Raw genomic sequence first — 21,237 nt, forward strand, 5'->3', positions numbered from 1 at the left:
TGACGCATGGCCTTCGAAGTTGATGAAGACATACTGCAAGACTTTTTGGTCGAAGCATCAGAAATATTGGAACAGTTGTCTGAACAACTGGTCGACTTGGAAAAGCGGCCCGATGACAAGAACCTGTTGAACGCCATCTTCCGCGGCTTCCACACCGTCAAGGGGGGAGCTGGCTTCCTCTCCCTCACCGAACTGGTGGATGTCTGTCACGGTGCCGAGAACCTGTTCGACATGCTGCGCAACGGCAAGCGGACCCTCAGTGCCGAGCTGATGGATGTCATCTTGCAGGCGCTGGATGCCATCAACGTCATGTTTGCCCAGGTCCAGAACCGCGAAGAGATAAGCCCCGCTTCTCCCGATCTGCTGCACGATCTGCACGAGCTGTGCAAGCCGGAAGGGCAGGAGCAGCTGCGTACCGCCAGCGTGGCGGCCCAGCCAGCACCCGAGCCTGAGCCCGAACCCGCACCAGAACCCGAGGTCATCGCCGAGGTGGCGCCTGTCGCCGTCAATGGCGGTGGCTCCATCGACGAGATCTCCGCCGACGAATTTGAACGCCTGCTCGATGAGCTGCACGGTGTCGGCAAAGCGCCGACGGTCTCTGCCGCCCCCGTGCTGAGCGGGTCAGGTGACATCACAGACGACGAATTCGAAGCCCTGCTCGACCAGCTCCATGGTCAGGGCCAGCACGGTGGTGCCCCCGATCTGGCCCCCCTGCAGTCGGTCCAGAAAGAGGTGGACGAGCTCATCGACGACGATGAGTTCGAGCGCCTGCTGGATGAACTGCATGGCCGTGGGCAGGGGCCCCAGCACAGTCTGGCACCTGCTCCTGCTCCTGCGCCCGCTCCCGAACCCAAGGCCCCGGCACCCGCTGCCCCCGCAGCCCCGGTTACGCCGCCCAAGGCGCCAGTGGCCGCCAAACCCGCGCCGGCAGAGCCCCCAGCGCCAGCCAAGGCCGCCCCTGCCAAGCAGGCCGCTCCCGCCGAGAGCAGCGCGGTACAGAGCGATACCACGGTGCGGGTGGATACCAAGACCCTGGACGTCATCATGAACATGGTGGGCGAACTGGTGCTGGTGAGAAACCGCCTGGTGAGCCTCGGCATCGCCAGCAATGACGAAGAGATGTCCAAGGCTGTCGCGAACCTCGACGTCGTGACCGCCGATCTGCAGGGCGCGGTCATGAAGACCCGCATGCAGCCTATCAAGAAAGTATTCGGCCGCTTCCCGCGCGTGGTGCGCGATCTGGCTCGTACCCTCAAGAAGGAGATCGAGCTGGTGATGGTGGGTGAGGACACGGATCTGGACAAGAACCTGGTGGAGGCCCTGGCCGACCCCCTGGTTCACCTGGTGCGCAACTCCTGCGACCATGGCGTCGAGATGCCGGACGTGCGCGAGAAGGCGGGCAAGCCCCGTCAGGGCACCATCACCCTGAGCGCCTCCCAGCAAGGGGATCACATTCTGCTCTGCATCGAGGATGACGGCGCAGGGATGGACCCGGAGAAGCTCAAGTCCATCGCCATCAGCCGTGGCGTGCTCGATGCTGACAGCGCGGCGCGCATGAGCGACAACGATGCCTACAACCTGATCTTCGCCCCCGGCTTCTCCACCAAGTCGGAGATCTCCGACATCTCCGGCCGTGGAGTGGGCATGGACGTGGTGAAGACCAGCATCGTCAGCCTCAATGGCTCGGTGCACATCGATTCCACCTGGGGCAAGGGCACCCGTCTCGAGATCAAGGTTCCCCTGACCCTGGCCATTCTGCCGACCCTGATGGTGGAGGTGGGTCAACAGACCTTCGCCCTGCCCCTCGGTTGCGTGAATGAAATTTTCCACCTGGATCTGAAAAAGGCCAACGTGGTGGATGGCCAGCTCACCATCATCGTCCGTGACAAGGCGATTCCGCTGTTCTACCTGCACAAGTGGCTGGTACGCGGTGCCGGCAAGACAGCCCGCCAGGACCAGGGCCACGTGGTCATCGTCCAGATCGGCACCCAGCAGGTCGGCTTCGTGGTAGACAACCTCATCGGTCAGGAAGAGGTGGTGATAAAGCCCCTGGACAACCTGCTGCAAGGTACCCCCGGCATGGCCGGCGCCACCATCACCAGCGACGGCGGCATCGCCCTTATTCTGGATGTGCCCAGCCTGCTCAAGGCCTATGCCCGTCGCCACTGAGCGCCAGGCTCAAGGAGTTAAAAGAATAACAATGGCAGTCAAGGTATTAGTGGTCGACGATTCGAGTTTCTTCCGCCGTCGGGTCAGCGAAATCATCAATCAGGATCCCCTGATGACGGTGATCGACACGGCCCAGAACGGGCGGGAGGCGGTAGACAAGGCGCAGCAGTTGCGGCCCGACGTCATCACCATGGACATTGAAATGCCGGTGCTCGACGGCATCAGCGCCGTGCGAGAGATCATGGCCAAGTGTCCGACCCCCATCCTGATGTTCTCCTCCCTGACCCACGAGGGAGCCAAGGCAACCCTGGATGCGCTGGATGCGGGCGCCCTCGATTTTCTGCCCAAGAAGTTTGAAGACATCGCCCGGGACAAGGACGAAGCCGTCAACCTGCTGCAGCAGCGGGTCAAGGAGATCGCTCGCAAACGCTTCCTGATGGCGACCCGGCCCCGCGCCCCCGAGCCTGCCGCCCGGCCCGCCGTCACGGGGACCCTGAATCGCCCCTTGGCCGAACGCCAGCCCGAGCCTGTGCGGGCAGCGGCGGCTCCCGCCGCGTTCAAGCGCAGCGGCAAGAGTTACCAGCTAGTTGCCATCGGTACCTCCACCGGCGGGCCGGTGGCACTGCAGAACGTGCTGACCAAGCTGCCGGGGGATTTCCCTCATCCCATTCTGCTGATCCAGCACATGCCAGCTACCTTCACCGCTGCCTTTGCCGCCCGCCTCAACGGGCTGTGCCAGATAGGGGTCAAGGAGGCGCAGGACGGCGACGTGCTCAAGCCGGGTCAGGCCTATCTTGCCCCCGGTGGCAAGCAGATGCTGCTGGAAGGGCGCGGGCCCGGTGCCCGTCTTCGCATCATCGATGGCAATGACAAGGTCAACTACAAACCCTGCGTGGACATCACCTTCGCCTCCGCCGCCAAGACCTATGGCGACAAGGTGCTGGCCATCGTCCTGACCGGCATGGGCGCGGATGGCCGCGACGGTGCCCGTCTGCTCAAGGAGCAGGGGGCGACCATCTGGGCGCAGGATGAAGCCTCCTGCGTGGTCTATGGCATGCCCCAGGCCGTTGCCAAGGCGGGCATAGCAAGCGAATCCCTGCCGCTGGATCGGGTGGCCCAGCGCATTCTGGTCGAGTTGGGTCGCTGACCATGGGCATGCTCGGCCTGGTGCTGGCGCTGGGGGCCGTCGCCATCGCCCAGTGGTGGCATGGCGGCAGCCTGCTGACCCTGCTGGATGGCCCGGCCTTTGTCATCGTCGTCGGGGGAACCTGGGGGGCGGTGATCTTGCAGACTCCCCGCAGGTACCTGCTCAGTGCCCTGAGGCAGGCGACCTGGATGCTGTTTCCGCCGCAGCTGGATCTTGCGGAGCAGGCCGAGCGCCTGAAGACGTGGGCCCAGTTCGCCCGCCAGCAAGGCTTGCTGGCGCTGGAAAACCAGGCCGAGGCCGAGCCCGATCCCTTCACCCGCCAGGGGCTTTCCATGATTGTGGATGGCGTCTCCATCGAGGATATCCGCAGCCTGCTGGAGGCGGACATCGACATCGAGCAGGAGCGCAACGAGCACTCGGCCAGGGTGTTCGAGTCCATGGGCGGGTACAGCCCCACCATCGGCATCATCGGGGCCGTGATTGGCCTCATCCAGGCCATGTTTCATCTGGAGGAGCCAGGCACCCTGGGGGCGGGCATTGCCGTGGCCTTCGTCGCCACCATCTACGGGGTGGGCTTTGCCAACTTGCTCTATCTGCCGATTGCGAATCGGTTGCGCGCCTTCCACTACCATTACGGCCTCTATCAGGAGATGACCCTGGAGGGGCTTCTGGCCATCGCCCACGGGGAGAACGGCCCGCAGGTTGAAAGGCGGTTACGGGCTTATCTGAAAGGGGAGTAGCCATGCGCAAGCGCTATCGTTTGCACCTGCAAGGGCGAGAGCATCTCGATCGCTGGCTGGTCTCCTATGCCGATTACATGACGCTCATCTTCGCCCTTTTCGTTGTGCTCTACTCCGTTGCCATCGTCAACAAGGAGGAGTACCGCGCCGTCATCGAGGGCATGACCCAGGCCTTCAACCAGGCGCCGCGCAGCGATGGCCTGCTGGAAGGGCGGGGTAATTCCTTGCTGGACAACCCGGTCTCGGCCGCCCCCAGCCTGCTGGAGAGCCAGGCCTCTGTGTCCCCCTCGCGTGCCCCCATCACGGGTACGCCCGTCTCGCAAGATGGCACGGCTCTTGCGCAGATCGACATGCAGATCCAGGAGTCCATGGGCGCCCTGGTCGATGCGGGGGTGGTGAAGCTTGCGCAGGATGACAACTGGCTGACGGTGGAGCTGAGTTCAGGTCTCCTGTTCAACAGTGGCAGCGCTTTTCTGGGGAACAATGCCGCACCCGTGCTCGATACGCTTTCAGGTATTCTCAAACCGGTCGATAACTATGTCAGGGTGCGGGGCTACACGGATAACCAACCGATAAACAACGAAATTTTCCGCTCCAACTGGACATTGTCAGCGGCCCGCGCCGAGGCAGTGCTCAATGCGCTGGTGGGCAAGGGGGTGGCTCCCGGTCGGCTAGCCTACGAGGCGTACGGAGAGTTTTCCCCCTTCGTCGACAATGGCACCGAGCAGGGACGATTACAGAATCGCAAGGTGGTGGTCGCCATATCCAGGTTCGCCTGGGTGCCACCAGCCCCCGTCAAACCGCTGACGGTGGCGCCGGTGCAGGACGCACCGCAGAGTGTCGACAGTGAAAAGATCAGGGTGATCGCGCTGCCCGGTGGGGGCATACGCATAACAACAAGGCAGGATTGATACAGTGATTGTTTGGACGGTTGCCAATCAGAAGGGTGGAGTCGGTAAAACCACCACGGTCGTCTCCCTGGCGGGCATTCTGGCCCAGCGTGGCCAGCGGGTACTGCTGATCGACACCGACCCCCACGCCTCCCTGACCTCCTATCTCGATTTCGACTCGGACAGGCTGGAAGGCACCCTGTACGAGTTGTTCCAGGCGGCCAAACCCAGCGCCGAGCTGGTCAACCGGATGACCCTCAAGACCCGATTCGAGAACATCAGCCTGCTGCCCGCCTCGATTACCTTGGCCACGCTGGATCGGGTGATGGGCAACCGGGAAGGGATGGGGCTGGTGCTCAAGCGCGCTCTGCTGCGGGTGCAGGATCAGTTCGACTACGTGCTCATCGACTGTCCGCCGGTGCTGGGGGTCATGATGGTGAACGCGCTGGCGGCCTGCGATCGCATCCTGGTGCCGGTGCAGACCGAATTCCTGGCCCTCAAGGGGCTGGAGCGGATGATGAAGACCTTCGAGATCATGCAGCGCTCCAAGCGGGAGAAGTTCCGCTACACCATCATTCCGACCATGTTTGACAAGCGTACCCGCGCCTCCCTGATGACATTGCAGTCCATCAAGGAGCAGTATGGGGAGGCGGTGTGGAATGCGGTCATTCCCATCGACACCAAATTCAGGGATGCCAGTCTGGTGCACATTCCTCCCTCCATCCATGCACCGGGCAGCCGGGGCACCTATGCCTATGAGACCCTGCTCAACCATCTCGACGCGCTGGAGCGTCAACGGACCCAGGAGGTGATGCCGTGAGAGAGACCACCCAGGTTCGGGCCATGGACGACTATTTCCACTCCCTGCTGCTGGACGATGCCCTGCTGCGGGAAGATCCCGAAGACGAAGCACCGGCTCCTGCGTTGCAACGTCAGACCGTCGCCGTGCCGGAGGTGGCTGCCACCCCCTATCTTGAAACCGATACCCGACTGGCCCAGCTGAGCGAGCTGCTTGCCCAGGTGGGACAGGTCCAGTTCGAGATGGATGCCCTGAGCCACGAAGAGGTGCATGTCGAACCATTCCAGCTCGAGGCAGAGGTGGTTGACAGTGAGCCTCTGGTCGCCCTGGCAGAGCCGGTGGTGGAAGCCGTGGTGGAGGAGGTCGAGCCCGTCGCCCTCGCGGTGGCAGAACCCGCACCCGCCCTAGAAGCGGCGCCCGCACCGTCGACCTGGGAGAACCTGGATACCGGCAACGAGTTTCAGGCGCTCTTCTTCGACGTGGCCGGGGTGACGTTTGCGGTGCCTCTGACCGAGTTGGGGGGCATCCATCAACTGGGGGAGGTGACCTCTCTCTTCGGCCAGCCGGGCTGGTACAAGGGGATCATGACCTCCCGCGAGCAGAAGATGAACGTGGTGGACACGGCCCAGTGGGTCATGCCGGGCCAGCATCTGGAGATGGACGATTACAAATATCTGATTATGCTGGGAGAATCACCCTGGGGATTGGCCTGTCACCAGTTGAAGGGCACAGAACTGCTGCACCGGGACCAGGTGAAGTGGCGCCATCAGGAGGGCAAGCGCCCCTGGTTGGCCGGCATGGTCAAGGAGAAGATGTGTGCCCTGCTGCACGTCAGGGAGCTCTTGCTGCTGCTTGGCCGGGGCGTGAACATCGAAGGCCGCTGACAACGTCGGCATCGCCATGGTTTTATTGCTAATTTTACCCGTTGACGGGTTCATACAAGGATCAAGAAGATGACAGAGAAGCGCAATATTGCACAGAATCTGGCCGAAGACGAAGTGCTGCAGTGGGTGACCTTCCAGTTGGAAAACGAGACCTATGGCATCAACGTGATGCAGGTTCAGGAAGTGTTGCGCTACACCGAGATCGCTCCGGTCCCGGGTGCACCTGACTACGTGCTGGGCATCATCAACCTGCGTGGCAACGTGGTGACCGTCATCGATACCCGCTCCCGTTTCGGCCTGCCGGCCGGGGACGTGAGCGAGAACTCCCGCATCGTCATCATCGAGGCGGAGAAGCAGGTGATCGGCATCATGGTGGACAGCGTGGCCGAGGTGGTCTATTTGCGCTCCTCCGAGATCGATGCCGCCCCGGCGGTGGGCACCGAGGAGAGCGCCAAGTTCATCCAGGGCGTCAGCAACCGTGACGGCCAACTGCTGATCCTGGTGGATCTCAACAAGCTGCTCTCCGACGAAGAGTGGGAAGACATTGGTTCCCTGTAACAGGGACGGGAACGTGCGGACGGGGGCGATGGCACCTGTCCGCCTCCCTGTGACGGTAAGGTGATGGTTTGATGATTGAATTTGCAGCCTTGGGGTTGTCCTTGCTCGCACTGGTGCTGGCCCTTTACGGGATCCTGGGGCACCGTCGTCGCCAGCGAGAGTCCGAGGCCAGGGTGGAAGCGCTGCAGGGGCAGCTCGAGAGTCTGCGCAAGCAGATGATGGAGTTGCACACGGGCGCCATCGGCATGGGTCAGCGTCTGCAAGCCGCAGAAGGGGCCATGCAGAAGATCCACGACAGCCAGCAGGAGCTGACGTTGCAGGATCCGGAGCGCCGCCTCTACAGCCGCGCCGCCAAGATGGTGGAGCTTGGTGCCGATCTGGACGAGGTGATGAGCGAGTGCGAGTTGCCTCAGGCGGAAGCGGAGCTGCTTATTTCCCTGCGAAAGGGACGCAGCTGACGGATGTGTCGCGGGGAGGCCGGTGCCTCCCCGCTTTCTGTTCGACCCGTGGCCACTTCTTTCTTGATGCCGGGACGGTGGATAATCCTTTGGCATCAATCTCTTTGGTGGGGGCGCGATCTTCCCCACAAATCCTGTTGATTATTGGCATCTTTGAAAAGACGCCTCCGGATCCTGTGTTAAGATGCAGGCCGCCTCATTTTCAACGATTACATCCCCATGCTGCTTCAAGCGAACAATCTGAGCTGCGTGCGTGAAGATCGCACCCTGTTTGAACATCTCTCCTTCGCGGTGCGTGCCGGGGATTTGATGCAGATTGAGGGTCCCAACGGGGTGGGCAAGACCAGCTTGTTGCGCCTGCTCACCGGCCTCTCTCAGCCCTTTGCTGGCGAGGTGTGCTGGAATGGAGAGAATATCCGCCATTGCCGGGATGAATACCACGCCAGCCTGCTTTACCTGGGCCATCAGCCCGGCGTCAAGGCGACCCTGACCCCCCTTGAGAATCTCTCCTTCTACCAGAAGCTTCATGGCCCTGCCGGGGACGGCGTGGATCTCTGGCGGGTGCTGGCCCAAGTCGGCCTCGCCGGTTTCGAAGACTATCCCGCGGGGCAGCTCTCCGCCGGGCAGCAGCGACGGGTGGCGCTGGCCAGGTTGTGGCTGAGCGAGCGACCGGCGCTCTGGATCCTGGACGAGCCCTTCACCGCCATCGACAAGCAGGGGGTCAGGGTGCTGGAGCAGTTGTTCCTCGCCCACGCGGACAGGGGGGGCATGGTGGTCCTTACTACCCACCAGGATCTGACCCTGATGCAGGGACGGCTCAAGACCCTCTCCCTGACCTCGCTGTTGCAGGAGTAGCCCATGCTGCGCGCCGTCATACACCTTATTCACCGCGAGTTGCTGATGGCCCTGCGCCAGCGCGCCGACATCTTCAACCCGCTCTGGTTCTTCCTCATCGTCATCACCCTGTTTCCGTTAGGGATCGGGCCCGAGCCCCAGTTGCTGGCCCGCATCGCTCCCGGCATCATCTGGGTGGCGGCCCTGCTGGCGGCCATGCTCTCCCTGGAGCGGCTGTTTCGTGACGACTTCAGCGACGGCGCCCTGGAGCAGATGATGCTGATGCCCCATCCCCTGGGGTTGCTGGCCCTGGCCAAAGTGATCGCTCACTGGTTGCTGACCGGGCTGCCGCTGTTGCTGGTCTCCCCCTTGCTCGCCATCCTGCTCTCCCTGGAGCTGAAGACCTATCTGGCCGTGGTGGCTACCCTGGCGCTCGGTACACCGGTGTTGAGCCTGCTCGGGGCGGTCGGAGTGGCGCTGACCGCAGGGCTGCGCAAGGGGGGCGTGCTGCTCAGCCTGTTGCTGCTGCCGCTCTATATTCCGGTGCTTATCTTCGCCACGTCCGCCATCGACGCGGCGAGCATGGGACTGCCCTATGCCGGTCAGCTCGCCATCCTGGGGGCCATGCTGGTGGGGGCATTGACCCTGACGCCCCTGGCCATCTCGGCGGCGTTGCGGGTGAGTGTCAACTGATTGACTTGGTGAAAAGATTTTCGTTTGAAGCCTTGTTAGGGGCGAGATAGTTGAGATAGATCAAGGGGATGGCTGCTTATTGCTTTCGGGGGATATGATGTTTTTCCCCCATGGGTATGGTAGCCCTCGGCACTTAAAAATTAATAACTGAAAGGTTTCGTGAGCTATGTGGAAATGGTTGCACCCTTATGCCAAACCCGAGCGCGCCTATGGGCTGGCCGGCACCCTGCTGCCCTGGTTTGCCGTGACAAGCCTGCTCGCCTTCATCATCGGCACCGTCTGGGGGCTGGCTTTCGCCCCCGCCGATTACCAGCAGGGCGACTCTTTCAGGATCATCTATATCCATGTGCCCTCCGCCATCCTCTCCATGGGCGCCTACTCCACCATGGCGGTGGCCGCCTTCATTGGCCTGGTGTGGCAACTGCGCATGGCAGACATGACGGTGGCGGCCATCGCCCCGGTGGGGGCCGTCTTCACCTTCATTGCCCTCTTTACCGGCGCCGCCTGGGGCAAACCCATGTGGGGCACCTGGTGGGTGTGGGATGCCCGGCTCACCTCCGAGCTCATCCTGCTGTTCCTCTATCTGGGTGTCATCGCCCTCTACAACGCCTTCAGCGACAAGGTGGTGGCGGGCCGCGCCGCCGGCATCCTGGCGCTGGTCGGGGTGATCAACCTGCCCATCATCCACTACTCGGTGGAGTGGTGGAACACCTTGCACCAGGGGGCCACCATCACCAAGTTTGACAAACCCTCCATCTCCCCCGAGATGCTGTGGCCGCTGCTCATCATGATCCTGGCGTTCGCCGCATTTCTCGGTGCCCTGACCCTGATGCGTTTTCGCAATGAGCTGCTGATGCGGGAGTGGCACCGCCCCTGGGTCGCCGACATCGTCAGGCAGGAGAAGTAAGCATGCACTTTGCCTCGTTCAGTGATTTCATGGCCATGGGAGGCTATGCCTTCTACGTCTGGCTCTCCTTCGGTCTGACCCTGCTCTGCCTGGTCGGCATCGTCATTTCCACCCGGTTGAAGACCCGCAGCCTGCTCGGCGAACTGCGCAACAAGCAGGCTCGGGAGGCACGCCGCAAGGCGGCCCAGCAGATGGAGAACACCCTATGAACCCGCGCCGCAAGAAACGCCTCACCATCATCCTGGCCATCAGCCTGGGCCTTGTCAGCGTGACTGGCCTGGTGCTCTATGCCCTGAGCCAGAACATCGACCTCTTCTACACCCCGAGCGAGCTGGTGGAAGGGAAGGGGCCGGAGAAGATCAAGCCCGAGGAGGGGCAGCGCCTGCGCATCGGTGGCCTGGTGGTGCCGGGGTCTGTGGTGCGGGATCCCCAGAGCCTCAAGGTAGCCTTCAAGCTGGTGGACAACGGCGGCCATCTGGTGACGGTGGAGTTTGACGGCATCCTGCCGGATCTCTTCCGGGAAGGGCAGGGGATCGTCGCCCAGGGCACCCTCAAGGATGCCACCACGGTCGCCGCCTTCGAGGTGCTGGCCAAGCACGACGAGAACTACATGCCGCCGGAAGTGGCCGACGCCACCAACGGCATGCACTTCAAGCCCGAATACACAGAGGCACAGTTGCAGGGAGCCAAGCAATGATGCCGGTATGCGCCAAGAATTCACTTCTTTATACCGCCAAATCGGCAGGTTTCTCCGTGCAATCGAGAGGGAATAGTCAATGATCCCGGAATTAGGGCAGTTCTCACTGATCCTGGCCTTCGCCACCGCCCTGCTGCTGGGCAGTTACCCGCTGATCGGGGCCCATCTCGGTCGTCTTGGCATGATGTCGGCGGCCCGCCCGCTCGCCTACAGCCAGTTCCTGCTGCTGCTGCTGTCGTTTATCTGCCTCACCTGGGCCTTTATCGACAACGACTTCACCGTGCAGTACGTGGCCACCAACTCCAACAGCCTGCTGCCCCTGCAATACCGCATCTCGGCGGTGTGGGGAGCCCATGAAGGCTCGCTGCTGCTCTGGGTGCTGACCCTGGGGGGCTGGACGGCGGCGGTAGCCCTCTTCAGCCGTCGCCTGCCGCTCGATGCGGTGGCGCGGGTACTCGGGGTGCTCGGCCTTATCTCGGTGGGCTTCACCGCTTTTGTGCTGTTCACCTCGGATCCTTTCACCCGCACCCTGCCGTATTTCCCGGTGGACGGGCGGGATCTCAATCCGCTGCTGCAGGATCCCGGTCTCATCTTCCACCCCCCCATGCTCTACATGGGCTACGTGGGCTTCTCGGTGGCCTTCGCCTTCGCCATCGCCTCCCTGATGACGGGGCGTCTGGACGCCACCTGGGCGCGCTGGTCCCGTCCCTGGACCATGGCGGCTTGGGTCTTCCTGACGCTGGGCATCGTGCTCGGTTCCTGGTGGGCCTATTACGAACTCGGCTGGGGCGGCTGGTGGTTCTGGGACCCAGTGGAAAACGCCTCCTTCATGCCCTGGCTGGCGGGCACGGCCCTGCTCCACTCCCTCGCGGTGAGCGAGAAGCGCGCCACCTTCAAGGCCTGGACCGTGCTGCTGGCGCTCTCGGCCTTCTCCCTGAGCCTGCTCGGCACCTTCCTGGTGCGTTCCGGCGTGCTGGTGTCGGTCCATGCGTTTGCCTCGGACCCGACCCGGGGTCTGTTCATCCTGGGCTTCCTGCTGGCGGTGATAGGCAGCTCCCTATTGCTGTTCGCCTTCAAGGGCTCCCAGGTGAAGAGCCACGGCAAGCATGAGCTGTGGAGCCGGGAGACCCTGCTCCTTGGCAACAACATCCTGCTGGTGGCGGGCCTGCTCACCGTGCTGCTCGGCACCCTGTTGCCCCTGGTGCACAAGGAGCTGGGGCTTGGCAGCATCTCCATCGGCACCCCCTTCTTCAACCACATCTACAGCTGGCTCATCATCCCCTTCGCCCTGCTGCTGGGGGTGGGCCCCCTGTTCCGCTGGCGCCGCCAGGATCTCGGTGAGCTCAAGGGCAAGGTGATGCTCGCCCTGGTGCTGAGCCTGGCCGCGGCTCTGCTGTTGCCCAAACTCTTTGCCGAGGCGTTCAAACCCTGGGCTGCGCTCGGTATCGGGCTTGGCGTCTGGATCATCGTCACCAGCGTGCAGGAGACCTGGGCGCGGGCCACCCACAAACACGGTTTTGCCACCGGCGTGCGCAAGCTTGGCAACAGCCACTGGGCCATGATCTTGGGGCACGTGGGGCTCGCGGTCAGCATCATCGGCATCGCCTGCACCCAGAACTACAGCATCGAGAAGGACCTGCGGATGCAGGCCGGCGATCGCGTCCAGTTCGCCGATTACGAGTTCGTCTTCACCGGCATCAAGGAGAAGAACGGCCCCAACTACGACGGTTTCAAGGGCGTGCTGGAAGTGCACCGGGATGGCAAGCAGGTAGCCCTGCTCAAGCCCGAGAAGCGGATGTACACCGTGAGCCGCATGCCGATGACCGAGGCGGCCATCGATGCGGGGGTTACCCGGGATCTCTATGCGGCGCTCGGCGAGCAGCTCGACAACGGCGCCTGGGCGGTACGGATCTACTACAAGCCCTTCGTGCGCTGGATCTGGTTCGGCGGCGTCTTCATGGCCCTCGGCGGCGTGCTGGCCATGCTGGACAAGCGCTACCGCTTCGGACGTCGTGACGAGGAGGCCAAGGCATGAGCAAGAAGACCTGGCTCTATCTGCTGCCCTTCATCATCTTCCTGATGGGGGCCGTGTTTCTGTTCAAGGGGCTCTACTCCGATCCCACCAAGCTCGAATCCGTGATGGTGGACAAGGAGGTGCCCGTGTTCACCCTGCAGGACATCTATGACCTGGGCAAGCAGCACGACAGGAGCATCCTCAAGGGGCGCCCCATGCTGCTCAACGTCTGGGCCACCTGGTGCCCGACCTGTTACGGAGAACACACCTACCTCAAGGAGCTGGCGGGGCAGGGGATCTACATCGTCGGCATGAACTACAAGGATGAGCGTGACAAGGCCATCAAGTGGCTGGCGGAGCTTGGCAATCCCTACCAGGTCAACCTCTACGATCCGGACGGCATGCTGGGGCTGGATCTCGGTGTCTATGGCGCGCCCGAGACCTTCTTCATCGACAGCCAGGGCATCATCCGCTATCGCCACGTGGGGGACATCAACCCAGACGTTTGGGCGTCGACCCTCAAACCCATCTTCGATGCCATGAAGTGAGGCCTCCCCGATGAAAACACTGATTGCATCCCTGTTGCTGCTGGCCGGTCTCGTCTGCGCCGGACAGGCCCGCGCCGCCATCGATGTCTACACCTTCGAGAGCGACGCCCAGGAGCAGACCTTTCGCGAGCTGACTAAGGAGCTGCGCTGCCCCAAGTGCCAGAACCAGGACATCGCGGATTCCAACGCCGGGCTTGCCAAGGATCTGCGGGACAAGACCTACCAGATGGTGCGCGAGGGCAAGGAGAAGCAGGAAGTGGTGGACTACATGGTGGCCCGCTACGGCAACTTCATTCTCTATGATCCCCCCCTGATGGCCTCGACCCTGATCCTCTGGCTTGGCCCCTTGCTGGTCATCGTGATTGGCGTCGCCACCGTGGTGGTGCGAAGCCGCCGCCATGCCCCTGCTCCCTTGCAACAGCCTGAAGGCACCCTGAGTGCAGAAGAGCAGGCCAGGCTGTCCGCCCTGCTCAAAGAGGAAGATAAACCATGACCCCATTCTGGATACTGGGTGCGGCCCTGCTGGTGCTGGCGAGCCTGGCGCTGATCGTGCCGCTGTGGCGCGGCGAGGGCCGGCAGAGCATCAGCCGCTCGGCCCTCAACAAGCAGCTCTATCGCCAGCGCCTGCTGGAGATAGGGGAAGAGCGGGAGCAGGGGATACTGGCGGAGGAGCCGGAATCCCTGGTAGAGCTGCAGCGCAGCCTCCTGGACGACATTCCCGACGTGGAGCAGACCGCCCGTGGCGGCAAGAGCCTGATCTGGATCCCCGGTGTGCTGGTGCTGGCGGTGGTGAGCATCGGCCTCTACGCCAAGCTCGGCGCCTGGCAGGAGGTGAGCCGCTGGCAGGATGCCAGCAGCCGGTTGGGGGAGCTCAGCAATCGCATCCTGGTGGAGCGCGACGCCCGGGTGACCGAGCAGGATCTGCTGGACTTCACCCTGGCCCTGCGAACCCGGCTGAAAGAAGAACCGAACGACTACCGTGGCTGGCTGCTGCTGGGGCGCCTGACCCTGGATGGCAATGATCCCGAGATGGCCCGCGAGGCGCTGGAGCGTGCCTACGCCCTCGCGCCCCAGAAGGCCATGGTGGCGGTGCCCTATGCCCAGGCCCTGATGATGACGGGGGAGGAAGCCCGTGCGGATCAACTGTTGCAGGCGGTCATTACCGAGGACCCGGCCAACATCGAGGCTCGCTCCGTCCACGCCTTCATGGCCCTGCAAAAAGAGGATTTCCAGACCGCCCTCGACCGCTGGCAGGGGATGTTGCCGCTGCTGGAGCCGGGCTCGGCCCGCTACACCATGGTGGAGCGCTCCATGGAGTACGCCAGGCAGCAGCTTGGCCAGCGTGGCATCGCCGTGACTACCCCGTCTGCCGAAGGCCAGGCACAAGCCGGGGTGCTGGCGGTGAAAGAGGGGGAGTTCCCCCTGCACATCACCCTGGCGCCGGGCATCAAGATGCCGGAAGATGCCCATCTGTTCGTCTTTGCGGTGATCCCCAACGGTCCGCCCATGCCCATCGCGGTCAAGCGCATTGCAGGCCCGCATCTCCCGCTCACCCTCTCCCTGGGGGACGGGGATGCCATGATGGAGGGGAGCAAGCTGGCGGCCCATGCCGAGCTGCAGTTCAAGGCGCGCCTCTCCCGGGGCGGCAACGTCATGAACAAGGAAGGCGCCTTTGAAGGGGTTTCGGTCACCGTGCCGACCAGCACCATCCCCACAGCGCCGATTGACATCCGCATCGATCACGCCCTCTAATATGCTTTTGGCCCACCCCTTGGGGTGGGCCCCCTGTATAATTCATATCAATACCCAAAAAAATCTTAGGACTTTCATATGTATCTGCGTTCAGGAGCATTGGCGGTGGCATTGCTGCTCGCGGGCTGTGCGGGCGGCCCTCCCAAGCCGGGCCCGGAGAGCCTGGATCTCGGCGAGACCCCGAGCCGCCCCGGGGCATCCAGCACGGCCAGCGATCCTCGCGACCCCTTCCAGGGGCCCAACCGTGCCATGTGGGCCGTCAACTATGACGTGCTGGAGCCCTATGTGGCGCGCCCCGTGGTACACGGCTATGCCCGCTATGTCCCGCAAGGAGTGAGGGACAGCATAGAGAATTTCGTGGACAACTTCGACGAGCCGAGCAGCATGGTAAACCACCTGCTGGTGGGTGATCTGAAAGGGGCCGGTACCAACCTGGGCCGCTTCACCCTCAACACCACTGTGGGCCTGCTCGGTCTGTTCGACGTGGCCAAGCATGCGGGCCTGGCTCGCAACACGCTGGAGATGGACACCGTGCTCGGCAAGGCCGACATCGGGGATGGCGCCTATCTGATGGTGCCGGTCTACGGTCCCACCACCACCCGGCAACTGGTTGGGGATACCATCGATACCATCTACTTCCCCTATGCCCTGCTGACCTTCCCGCTGAAGGTGGTGCACTGGGCGCTGGATGGCCTCGGTACCCGCTCCAAGCTGATCGATCAGGAGCGCATCATCGACAACGCGCTGGATCCTTACGCCCTGACCAAGGACTTCTACTTGCAGTACAACGATGGCAAGGTGACGGGCCGCAAACCCGAGCTCCAGGAGCAGAAGCCTGAGGCGGCGGATGATGGCAACCTCGACGATTACATGGACGAGATAGACCAGTAAGCACGGTCATCTTCCACAAGGCGCCTGCGGGCGCCTTTGTTGTCGATGGCAGGTATTCGACCATAAAAAAACGCCCCGCAAGTGCGGGGCGTTTTGGCAAGAAAGGCTTATCAGGCAGCCAGGTTCTTGGCCACGAATTCCCAGTTGACCAGGGCCCAGAAGGTTTCCATGTACTTCGGACGCAGGTTGCGGAAATCGATGTAGTAGGCGTGTTCCCACAGGTCGACGGTTAGCAGCGGGGTGGTACCAGCTTCGGTCAGCGGGCAACCGGCGTTGGAGGTGTTGACGATGGCCAGGGAGCCGTCAGCCTTTTTCACCAGCCAGGTCCAGCTAGAACCGAAGTTGCCGATGGCAGACTTGGTGAACGCATCCTTGAACTCGGCGAAGGAGCCGAAGGCCTTGGTGATGGCATCGGCCAGGGCGCCAGTGGGCTCGCCACCGCCGTTCGGGGAGAGGCAGTGCCAGTAGAAGGTGTGGTTCCAGATCTGGGCAGCGTTGTTGAAGACGCCACCAGTGGAGGTCTTGATGATCTCTTCCAGAGACTTGCCTTCAAACTCGGTACCCGGCACCAGGTTGTTCAGGTTGACCACGTAGGTGTTGTGGTGCTTGCCATGGTGGTATTCCAGAGTTTCCTGGGAGATGTGCGGTTCCAGAGCATTGATTGCATAGGGCAGAGCGGGAAGTTCGAAAGCCATTTTCTACTCTCCATTGGCTGGTCCGTGCGAAGGCGACGGTTGCAAGACATTGCGTACTCTTTTCTATCTTGAAAAGAATTGTTCTTGAAATGAGGGGGCCAGACGGCCCAAAGCCCGACGATTGTAGCAGTATCAAAGATGGGCGAACAACCCTTGATTCTTGCCATGATCCGGATCAAGCTGCGGCGTATTGATGCATGACTTCTTTCATTCGCAACGGTTTGCCAGTTTGTGGTCTGCCCGGATTGCAGTAGAATGGCCGCCGAAATCGCTCCAGTGAGGCATTTATGGAAACTATTGAAAAGATCAAACAGCAGTTGGCTGAGAATCCCATCATCCTCTACATGAAGGGATCCCCCAAGCTGCCCAGCTGCGGTTTCTCTGCCCAGGCCTCCCAGGCCCTGATGTCCTGCGGCGAGCCTTTCGCCTATGTCGACATCCTGCAGAACCCGGACATCCGCGCCGAGCTGCCGAAATTCGCCAACTGGCCCACCTTCCCGCAACTGTGGGTCGAGGGCGAGCTGGTCGGTGGTTGCGACATCATGATCGAGATGTTCCAGGCCGGCGAGCTGCAGACCCTGATCAAGGAAACTGCCGCCAAGCACAAGCAGGATGACGCTGCTGCCGAGTAAGGCCGCATCCATACCATGCAATGCAAAAAGGGGAGCCACTGGCTCCCCTTTTCTTTGTGCCCACGACAGACATCAGGCGATGCGTTCGAGGCGCGCCATGTAGAAGCCGTCGAAGCCGGTCTCTGCCGGGCTGACGTTGTGATCGCCGATCAGGCGGAAGTGCTCGTTGGCGGCGAGGAACTTGTCCACCTGCTGGCGGTTCTCCTCGGGCAGGATGGAGCAGGTGGCGTAGACCAGCAGGCCGCCCACCTTCACCATCTGGCTGTAGCGCTGCAGGATCTCCTCTTGCAGGGCGACCAGCACCGGCAGGCGCTCGGCGGTGTCGCGCCACTTGGCATCCGGGTTGCGCTTGAGCACGCCAAGGCCGGAGCAGGGGACGTCCAGCAGCACGCGATCGGCGCTTTCTTTAAGGCGCTTGACGGTCTTGCTGCTGGTGATGACCCGGGTCTCCACGTTGTGGGCACCGGCGCGGCGGGCGCGCTGCTTGAGGTTCTCCAGTTTCCACTCTTCCACGTCCATGGCCAGCAGACGGCCCTTGCCCTGCATCATGGCGGCCAGGTGCAGGGTCTTGCCGCCGGCACCGGCACAGGCGTCGATGACCCGCATGCCGGGCTTGACGTCGAGGGCCGCGGCCACCAGCTGGGAGCCGGCATCCTGCTGCTCGAAGCAGCCATCGGCAAAGGCCTGGGTACGGAACAGGGCGGCGTCCGAGGTCACTTGCAAGGCAGTCTCCACTCCGTCGACGGGCACTGTGGTGACATGCTCTTTGGCCAGCATGGCTTGCAGCTCGTCCCGGGTGCACTTGAGGGTGTTGACCCGCAGGTAACGCTTGGGCATCCAGGCCAGGGCGGCACGCTCGGCCGGCCAGGCGTCGCCCAGTTGCTCGCTGCCGAGCTTTTCCAGCCAGGCAGGGCAGCCGTCCATCAGCACCGGGTTCTTCTTGGCCTCGGTCAGGCGGCGGCGGAACGCCTCCTCGTTGAAGCGATCCAGGGTCGGGTGGTTGGGCTGATCTATCTTGTGGAAGGCGTGCCAGCTGTGCAGCAGCGGCCAGACATTCTTCTCCGCCTGACGGACCTGGATGCCGGTGAGGAAGCAGTAGAGGCTGAGGCGGCGCAGCAGATCGCCGGTGACCAGGGCAATCCTTGCCTGTTCTTGCGGTTTGAGTTCGATGCCGGAGAAGTGACGTGCATAGGCGCGGTCGAGGGTAAGACCCTGACCCAGCACATCGTCAACGATGGCAACGACCAGATCCCCGAAACGGGGCAACAGTGGGGACTTGAGCATGAGATTAACCTTGGCCAAAGAAAGAGTGAACCGGCCCCGTCGAAGAGGGGTTCTGGAACGGACAAATCCGCGCCATGATAGGGGCTAGTCTGCATTGGTGCAACCTTCCCCATTCGGGGAATGTACAGAGGATGTTGCTGGACTAATCGGACCAGCGGGCAAATGATGCCGTGGCAGTTCAGGTGAATCCGTTTAAAAAGGAATTAAAAAGATGCAGTTGATGAAATATTCTCCGCTGGCGGTGCTGGTGGCGGGTCTGATGACGTCCGGCAACCTAATGGCCGGCGAGTGGCATACGGTCACGGCGCGGGCCACCGCCGCCGATGGGTACGAGGTGAGGGCCAGCCAGTATCGCATCGTCACCGTCTCCACCGATTACCTGGCTGCCCTGAAGGGGGGCGAGCGCCGCCTGACTCTGCCTCTGCCGGATGGCAAGGAGGTGACCTTCAGTCTGCAACCCTATGATCTGCTGCCGGCGGATCTGGCCGCCAAATATCCCGATATCCTGGCCTTCAAGGGGTACAACGAAGCGGCGCCGGGCGAGACTGGGCGCTTCGATCTCGGTCCCCAGGGATTCCACGCCATGTTCAGCCATGAAGGGAAGATGGTGTTCGTCGATCCCCTTCGCAATGGGGAAGGCTATGCCGTCTATTACCAGCAGGATGCCCACAGCCGGCTGGAAGAAGAGGCGGACAAGGTGATCGGGGGCGAGGCCAAAAAGCTGGCCCGCCAGGTGCTGGTGGATGGCAACGAGCGCAAGCGTTATGTCATCGCCATCTCGGCGGCGGGGGAGTACACCCAGTATCACGGCGGTACCGTGGAGGCGGGTCTTGGCGCCATCACCACCCTGCTCAACCGGGTCAACGAGGTCTACCAGCGTGACGTGGCGGCCGAATTCCAGCTGGCCAGCGGCAACGACACCATCATCTTCACCGACGTGGCGAACGATCCCTTCAACAATGATGACGGCGATGTGGATGCCAACATGCAGGTGCAGGCCGATGCCCTGACCAAGGGTCTGGGGGCCTTCGACATCGGCCATGTGGTCAATACCGGTGGCGGTGGCCTGGCGGGACTGGGCGTACTCTGTACCGACGAAAAATCGGCGGGGATGACGGGCTCCTCCGAGCCGGTGGGGGATGCCTTCTTCATCGACTACGTAGCCCACGAGATTGGTCACCAGTTCGGGGCAGACCACACCTTCAACGGCACCACAGGCAGTTGTGGCGGCGGCAACCGGGAACCAAGCCAGGCCTGGGAGCCGGGCAGCGGCAGCTCCATCATGGCCTATGCGGGGATCTGCGGAGACGAAGATCTGCAGCCCCACAGCGAGCCCTATTTCCACAGCAAGTCCATCGAGCAGATGCGGGCCCACATGGCCACTGTGCCAAATTGCGGCACCCCGTTGGCGCTGGTCAACAATGCGCCCCAGGTGGCGGCAGGCAATGACTACGTCATCCCTGCGAACACCCCCTTCGTGCTCAAGGGGGCGGGGGCCGATCTTGACAGCGATCCGCTGAATTACACCTGGGAGCAGATCGATCTGGGGACGGAGTCGAGCAGCCCGGCCACCATGGTGGACGACGGCAGCCGTCCGCTGTTCCGTTTCGTGGCGCCGACCAGCGTGCCGGAGCGCACCCTGCCGAGTCTCACCTCCCTGCTCACCAACACCCTGGCGATAGGGGAGGCCTGGCCTGCCACCAACCGGGACCTGAACTTCCGCCTCACGGCGCGGGACGGCAAGGGCGGTGTCGCCAGCGATGACATGAAGATCCAGGTGGTCAACACCGGCAAGGCCTTTGCCCTGACCAGCCCGGTGGTGACCCCCCTGGGGGCGGGCAAGACGCAGACCATCAGTTGGGAAGTGGCCGGCACCAATGCCGCCCCCATCAACTGCAGCAAGGTGGATCTCTTCATGACCCGGGACGAGGGGGCAAACTGGACTCCCCTTGCCAGCGGCAAACCCAACTCGGGCTCGGCGAGCGTCACCATCCCGGCGGGCCAGGACGGCACTGCCCGCTTGAAGGTGGCGTGCAGCGACAACATCTTCTTCGCCATCAGTCCCCTCAAGCTCTCGGTCACCCAGCGCGGTGAAGAGGGGGGAAGCGGTGGCGGCGGGGCCCTCGGCTTCTGGACCCTGGCCCTGGCGTTGCTGGGCTGGCAGCGGAGGCGGGCATGAGACTGGCCGGGGTGCTGCTGCTCACCCTGCTCGGCGGTTGTCAGGCCGATGCTGACACCCTGGATCAGGCGGTCAGCGCCAGCCTTGCCAAGCAGGATTACCGGCTGATCGTGCGGGCCGGGCGCGGCGAGGTGGCGCCCGGGATCGCGGCGGATCAGCAGGCGGCGGCCAAGGCCCGCTGCGGCGTGCGCTATCTCGACGGATTCGGGGATGTCATCAAGCCGGATCAGAAGGAGGCCCACGCCAGGCTGAGCGCCTATGCGGCGGACTACAACCGGCGCATGCTGGCCCATTGCCCGCCGGTTGACGGCAAGCAGTAGGCTGACGGTCATCGGCATAAAGAGGGAGGCATGGGCCTCCCTCTCTTTTTGCTCCTCCATTTGGCCGCCCCGAGGCTTGTACCCATGGCGCGCTCGTCGCACAATGCCTGCACCCATCGCCGCACGGGCGGCAGAGAAAGAGAGAA

General features: G+C 62.8%; 23 protein-coding genes. 21 read left to right on the forward strand and 2 right to left on the reverse strand.

Translation table 11 applies throughout. The features are described 5' to 3' along the window. The first annotated feature begins 6 nt into the window (after nt 1-6). From PG887_RS07315 to PG887_RS07400, 18 genes are all read left to right on the forward strand, one after another. Nucleotides 7-2,169, forward strand: a complete 2,163-nt coding sequence (locus PG887_RS07315; protein ID WP_270821411.1) for a chemotaxis protein CheA — start codon at nt 7-9, stop codon at nt 2,167-2,169. 31 nt (nt 2,170-2,200) lie between these two features. Then, nucleotides 2,201-3,316 (forward strand): protein-glutamate methylesterase/protein-glutamine glutaminase, encoded by a 1,116-nt coding sequence (locus PG887_RS07320; protein ID WP_045525213.1) that lies wholly within the window; start codon nt 2,201-2,203, stop codon nt 3,314-3,316. Nucleotides 3,317-3,318: 2 nt separating this feature from the next. Beyond that, a complete protein-coding gene (locus PG887_RS07325; protein ID WP_164882629.1) occupies nt 3,319-4,056 on the forward strand; it encodes a flagellar motor protein in 738 nt (245 codons plus the stop codon). A 2-nt stretch (nt 4,057-4,058) separates the two neighbouring features. Further along, on the forward strand, nt 4,059-4,967 hold the full coding sequence (locus PG887_RS07330) for an OmpA family protein (RefSeq protein ID WP_104455536.1): 909 nt from the start codon (nt 4,059-4,061) through the stop codon (nt 4,965-4,967). 4 nt (nt 4,968-4,971) lie between these two features. After that, nucleotides 4,972-5,766, forward strand: a complete 795-nt coding sequence (locus PG887_RS07335; protein WP_182935413.1) for a ParA family protein — start codon at nt 4,972-4,974, stop codon at nt 5,764-5,766. After that, a complete protein-coding gene (locus tag PG887_RS07340) occupies nt 5,763-6,629 on the forward strand; it encodes a chemotaxis protein CheW (protein WP_104455537.1) in 867 nt (288 codons plus the stop codon). Before PG887_RS07335 ends, PG887_RS07340 begins: the two co-directional genes overlap by 4 nt. A 69-nt stretch (nt 6,630-6,698) precedes the next feature. Then, nucleotides 6,699-7,187 carry a chemotaxis protein CheW gene (locus PG887_RS07345; RefSeq protein ID WP_010673942.1) on the forward strand — a complete coding sequence of 163 codons (489 nt, stop codon included), beginning with the start codon at nt 6,699-6,701 and terminating at the stop codon, nt 7,185-7,187. A gap of 71 nt (nt 7,188-7,258) precedes the next feature. Then, nucleotides 7,259-7,645 (forward strand): DUF2802 domain-containing protein, encoded by a 387-nt coding sequence (locus PG887_RS07350; RefSeq protein WP_010673943.1) that lies wholly within the window; start codon nt 7,259-7,261, stop codon nt 7,643-7,645. Between the two features lie 219 nt (nt 7,646-7,864). Further along, the gene (gene ccmA / locus PG887_RS07355; RefSeq protein ID WP_039039903.1) at nt 7,865-8,500 is read left to right on the forward strand and encodes a cytochrome c biogenesis heme-transporting ATPase CcmA; all 636 of its coding nucleotides are present in this window, start codon (nt 7,865-7,867) and stop codon (nt 8,498-8,500) included. A gap of 3 nt (nt 8,501-8,503) precedes the next feature. Then, nucleotides 8,504-9,172, forward strand: a complete 669-nt coding sequence (gene ccmB / locus PG887_RS07360; RefSeq protein ID WP_010673945.1) for a heme exporter protein CcmB — start codon at nt 8,504-8,506, stop codon at nt 9,170-9,172. Between the two features lie 166 nt (nt 9,173-9,338). Continuing rightward, nucleotides 9,339-10,079 carry a heme ABC transporter permease gene (locus tag PG887_RS07365; RefSeq protein ID WP_270821412.1) on the forward strand — a complete coding sequence of 247 codons (741 nt, stop codon included), beginning with the start codon at nt 9,339-9,341 and terminating at the stop codon, nt 10,077-10,079. Nucleotides 10,080-10,081: 2 nt separating this feature from the next. Further along, entirely contained in the window at nt 10,082-10,288 is a 207-nt protein-coding gene (gene ccmD, locus PG887_RS07370) for a heme exporter protein CcmD (protein WP_039039901.1), read from the forward strand. Next, a complete protein-coding gene (gene ccmE / locus PG887_RS07375; RefSeq protein ID WP_052815847.1) occupies nt 10,285-10,776 on the forward strand; it encodes a cytochrome c maturation protein CcmE in 492 nt (163 codons plus the stop codon). The genes ccmD and ccmE overlap by 4 nt, the downstream gene beginning before the upstream one ends. A 79-nt stretch (nt 10,777-10,855) precedes the next feature. Next, the gene (locus tag PG887_RS07380) at nt 10,856-12,811 is read left to right on the forward strand and encodes a heme lyase CcmF/NrfE family subunit (protein ID WP_109112098.1); all 1,956 of its coding nucleotides are present in this window, start codon (nt 10,856-10,858) and stop codon (nt 12,809-12,811) included. Further along, complete coding sequence (locus PG887_RS07385) at nt 12,808-13,338, forward strand: DsbE family thiol:disulfide interchange protein (RefSeq protein WP_041215578.1); 531 nt, start codon at nt 12,808-12,810, stop codon at nt 13,336-13,338. Before PG887_RS07380 ends, PG887_RS07385 begins: the two co-directional genes overlap by 4 nt. Nucleotides 13,339-13,348: 10 nt before the next feature. Further along, a complete protein-coding gene (locus PG887_RS07390) occupies nt 13,349-13,831 on the forward strand; it encodes a cytochrome c-type biogenesis protein (RefSeq protein WP_182721776.1) in 483 nt (160 codons plus the stop codon). After that, nucleotides 13,828-15,090 (forward strand): c-type cytochrome biogenesis protein CcmI, encoded by a 1,263-nt coding sequence (gene ccmI, locus PG887_RS07395; protein ID WP_042880892.1) that lies wholly within the window; start codon nt 13,828-13,830, stop codon nt 15,088-15,090. The genes PG887_RS07390 and ccmI overlap by 4 nt, the downstream gene beginning before the upstream one ends. Before the next feature lie 78 nt (nt 15,091-15,168). Then, the gene (locus PG887_RS07400; RefSeq protein ID WP_029314176.1) at nt 15,169-15,981 is read left to right on the forward strand and encodes an MlaA family lipoprotein; all 813 of its coding nucleotides are present in this window, start codon (nt 15,169-15,171) and stop codon (nt 15,979-15,981) included. A gap of 110 nt (nt 15,982-16,091) precedes the next feature. Here PG887_RS07400 and sodB read toward each other — a convergent pair whose 3' ends face one another. After that, nucleotides 16,092-16,676, reverse strand: a complete 585-nt coding sequence (sodB, locus tag PG887_RS07405; protein WP_010673954.1) for a superoxide dismutase [Fe] — start codon at nt 16,674-16,676, stop codon at nt 16,092-16,094. A gap of 287 nt (nt 16,677-16,963) precedes the next feature. Here sodB and PG887_RS07410 point away from each other — a divergent pair, with 287 nt between their 5' ends. Then, nucleotides 16,964-17,308 (forward strand): Grx4 family monothiol glutaredoxin, encoded by a 345-nt coding sequence (locus PG887_RS07410; RefSeq protein WP_010673955.1) that lies wholly within the window; start codon nt 16,964-16,966, stop codon nt 17,306-17,308. A gap of 72 nt (nt 17,309-17,380) precedes the next feature. Here the strand turns inward: PG887_RS07410 and PG887_RS07415 are convergent, their stop codons facing one another. After that, nucleotides 17,381-18,592, reverse strand: a complete 1,212-nt coding sequence (locus PG887_RS07415) for an RsmB/NOP family class I SAM-dependent RNA methyltransferase (RefSeq protein ID WP_010673956.1) — start codon at nt 18,590-18,592, stop codon at nt 17,381-17,383. 211 nt (nt 18,593-18,803) lie between these two features. On the opposite strand from PG887_RS07415, the gene PG887_RS07420 reads away from it, so the two are divergent. After that, nucleotides 18,804-20,771 (forward strand): reprolysin-like metallopeptidase, encoded by a 1,968-nt coding sequence (locus PG887_RS07420; protein WP_104455541.1) that lies wholly within the window; start codon nt 18,804-18,806, stop codon nt 20,769-20,771. After that, nucleotides 20,768-21,091: a hypothetical protein gene (locus tag PG887_RS07425; protein WP_104455542.1), complete on the forward strand. Its 324-nt coding sequence runs from the start codon at nt 20,768-20,770 to the stop codon at nt 21,089-21,091. Before PG887_RS07420 ends, PG887_RS07425 begins: the two co-directional genes overlap by 4 nt. Nucleotides 21,092-21,237 lie beyond the last annotated feature (146 nt).

The sequence above is a fragment of the Aeromonas sp. QDB14 genome, assembly GCF_027707845.1.
Classification (GTDB): Bacteria; Pseudomonadota; Gammaproteobacteria; order Enterobacterales; family Aeromonadaceae; genus Aeromonas; species Aeromonas caviae.

What these genes read in the sequence shown, in the direction of transcription:
- PG887_RS07385 (WP_041215578.1), top strand. Translation starts at nt 12,808, where the DNA reads ATGAGCAAGAAGACCTGGCTCTATCTGCTGCCCTTCATCATCTTCCTG.
- PG887_RS07425 (WP_104455542.1), top strand. Translation starts at nt 20,768, where the DNA reads ATGAGACTGGCCGGGGTGCTGCTGCTCACCCTGCTCGGCGGTTGTCAG.
- PG887_RS07420 (WP_104455541.1), top strand. Translation starts at nt 18,804, where the DNA reads ATGCAGTTGATGAAATATTCTCCGCTGGCGGTGCTGGTGGCGGGTCTG.
- sodB (WP_010673954.1), bottom strand. Translation starts at nt 16,676, where the DNA reads ATGGCTTTCGAACTTCCCGCTCTGCCCTATGCAATCAATGCTCTGGAA.
- PG887_RS07315 (WP_270821411.1), top strand. Translation starts at nt 7, where the DNA reads ATGGCCTTCGAAGTTGATGAAGACATACTGCAAGACTTTTTGGTCGAA.
- ccmB (WP_010673945.1), top strand. Translation starts at nt 8,504, where the DNA reads ATGCTGCGCGCCGTCATACACCTTATTCACCGCGAGTTGCTGATGGCC.
- ccmE (WP_052815847.1), top strand. Translation starts at nt 10,285, where the DNA reads ATGAACCCGCGCCGCAAGAAACGCCTCACCATCATCCTGGCCATCAGC.
- PG887_RS07390 (WP_182721776.1), top strand. Translation starts at nt 13,349, where the DNA reads ATGAAAACACTGATTGCATCCCTGTTGCTGCTGGCCGGTCTCGTCTGC.
- PG887_RS07325 (WP_164882629.1), top strand. Translation starts at nt 3,319, where the DNA reads ATGGGCATGCTCGGCCTGGTGCTGGCGCTGGGGGCCGTCGCCATCGCC.
- PG887_RS07320 (WP_045525213.1), top strand. Translation starts at nt 2,201, where the DNA reads ATGGCAGTCAAGGTATTAGTGGTCGACGATTCGAGTTTCTTCCGCCGT.
- PG887_RS07380 (WP_109112098.1), top strand. Translation starts at nt 10,856, where the DNA reads ATGATCCCGGAATTAGGGCAGTTCTCACTGATCCTGGCCTTCGCCACC.
- PG887_RS07345 (WP_010673942.1), top strand. Translation starts at nt 6,699, where the DNA reads ATGACAGAGAAGCGCAATATTGCACAGAATCTGGCCGAAGACGAAGTG.
- ccmD (WP_039039901.1), top strand. Translation starts at nt 10,082, where the DNA reads ATGCACTTTGCCTCGTTCAGTGATTTCATGGCCATGGGAGGCTATGCC.
- ccmA (WP_039039903.1), top strand. Translation starts at nt 7,865, where the DNA reads ATGCTGCTTCAAGCGAACAATCTGAGCTGCGTGCGTGAAGATCGCACC.
- ccmI (WP_042880892.1), top strand. Translation starts at nt 13,828, where the DNA reads ATGACCCCATTCTGGATACTGGGTGCGGCCCTGCTGGTGCTGGCGAGC.
- PG887_RS07400 (WP_029314176.1), top strand. Translation starts at nt 15,169, where the DNA reads ATGTATCTGCGTTCAGGAGCATTGGCGGTGGCATTGCTGCTCGCGGGC.
- PG887_RS07415 (WP_010673956.1), bottom strand. Translation starts at nt 18,592, where the DNA reads ATGCTCAAGTCCCCACTGTTGCCCCGTTTCGGGGATCTGGTCGTTGCC.
- PG887_RS07365 (WP_270821412.1), top strand. Translation starts at nt 9,339, where the DNA reads ATGTGGAAATGGTTGCACCCTTATGCCAAACCCGAGCGCGCCTATGGG.
- PG887_RS07350 (WP_010673943.1), top strand. Translation starts at nt 7,259, where the DNA reads ATGATTGAATTTGCAGCCTTGGGGTTGTCCTTGCTCGCACTGGTGCTG.
- PG887_RS07330 (WP_104455536.1), top strand. Translation starts at nt 4,059, where the DNA reads ATGCGCAAGCGCTATCGTTTGCACCTGCAAGGGCGAGAGCATCTCGAT.
- PG887_RS07410 (WP_010673955.1), top strand. Translation starts at nt 16,964, where the DNA reads ATGGAAACTATTGAAAAGATCAAACAGCAGTTGGCTGAGAATCCCATC.